Source organism: Citrobacter sp. Marseille-Q5395 (assembly GCF_947057495.1).
Lineage (GTDB): Bacteria > Pseudomonadota > Gammaproteobacteria > Enterobacterales > Enterobacteriaceae > Citrobacter > Citrobacter murliniae.
In genome coordinates this window covers 1-1,632 of the sequence record NZ_CAMSEL010000008.1, presented here as the reverse complement: position 1 = coordinate 1,632, position 1,632 = coordinate 1, and the positions used below count along the sequence as shown (strand labels likewise).

Here is a 1,632-nt window from a genome sequence, read left to right as displayed (position 1 = left end):
GTCATGATCGAGCATGAGATCCTGCCGCGCTTGCGTGAGCGTTTCTCGCTCTCTCAGCCCCCTCTATGTCTGCGATTAACCACCTTTGGCCGCTCTGAAAGCGACCTGGCACAGAGCCTGGATTCTCTGTCACTACCAGCGGGGGTGACAATGGGGTATCGCTCATCCATGCCGATTATCGAGTTGAAACTCACCGGGCCGGATTCCCAACGTGAAGCGATGATGGCGCTGTGGCCGGAAGTTAAACGGGTCGCCGGACAGAACATGATTTTTGAGGGGACGGAAGGATTACCCGCGCAAATCGCCCGTAAGTTACAGGAACGCCAGTACAGCCTGACGTTGAGCGAACAGTTCACCGGTGGTCTGGTTGCACTGCAACTTTCCCGTGCTAACGCCCCACTGCTGGCCAGCGAGGTGGTCCCCTCTCAGGAAGAAACGCTGGCGCAAACGGCGCACTGGATAACTGAACGACGCGGCAACCATTATGCTGAGCTGGCGTTGGCGGTATCGGGTTTCGAAAACGAACATATTAACTTTGCCCTGGCAACGCCCGATGGTACATATGCCTTGCGCGTGCGACTGAATGCGAATCGCTATAGCTTGCCGGTTCGTCAGGAAGTCTGCGCGATGATGGCGCTAAATATGCTGCGTCGCTGGCTAAACGGGCAGGATCTTGCCAGCGAACACGGCTGGATTGAAGTGGTTGAGTCGCTGACGATCTAGCCTGTAAATTGCCCGGTAGCGCTGCGCTTATCGGGCTTTAAGTGAACGTCTGCTTATGTGTGTGAGTAGACGTTCCCCCGCCATTCGGCAATTTCTCCTGCATTATTGTCCAACCTGTTGTACTCCCTGTGGAAAAATCCGTGCTGTGGTTCACATTTTTATACGTAATCTTTCCAGCCTGCTGGAAGAAAGGCGGGATTTGATGTGCTTCACAATTTTAACCCTGTTGACCGAACACACTGATTCCAGTATCTCAGACCGGAGTCCAGTATGTTGGAATCAAGCAAAGTCCCCGCGCTTACCAGAGCGATAGAAATTCTCAATCTTATTGCGCGTATCGGCCCGTGCAGCGCCGCAACGATTGTGGATACGTTGGGTATTCCGAAAAGCACCGCTTATTTGTTGTTAAACGAACTGAAGCGTCAGCGCTTTCTCAGTATTGATCATCAGGAGAACTACTGCCTGTGGACCAAACTGGTTGAACTCTCGGGGCATGCGTTGAGCAAAATGGATCTGCGTGAGCTGGCGCGTCCGCGCTTGACACAGCTTATGGATGAAACCGATCTGCTTTGTCATCTGGGGCTCATCGACCACGAAAGCGCGTATTACATTCTGAAAGTGGAATCCTCGTCCACCATCAGCGTGCGTTCTCATGAGGGAAAAAGTCTTTCTCTGTATCGCTCTGGCATCGGCAAATGTTTGCTGGCCTGGCAGCCTGCCGCAGTACGCAAAACCATTATTGACCAGTTGGTATGGGAGAAGGCGACGCCGACCACAATTGCTGATCCTCAGCAACTGAATGATGAACTGGAGCGCATTCGCCAGCGTGGATGGAGTTTTGATAATGGCGAGGATTACCCGGATGTTCGCTGTGTTGCCGCTCCCGTTTTTAATGCCAGTAATACACTT

At 52.8% G+C, this 1,632-nt stretch carries 2 protein-coding genes; both read left to right on the top strand.

Annotated features, from left to right (window positions below; all coding sequences use genetic code 11):
* Positions 1 to 723, top strand: a 723-nt coding sequence (locus OH663_RS11030; RefSeq protein ID WP_263525744.1) for a CinA family nicotinamide mononucleotide deamidase-related protein, incomplete at its 5' end; no start/stop codon positions are given.
* Positions 724 to 993: 270 nt separating this feature from the next.
* Positions 994 to 1,632: IclR family transcriptional regulator (locus tag OH663_RS11025; protein ID WP_263525743.1), on the top strand; the 639-nt coding region annotated here is incomplete at its 3' end.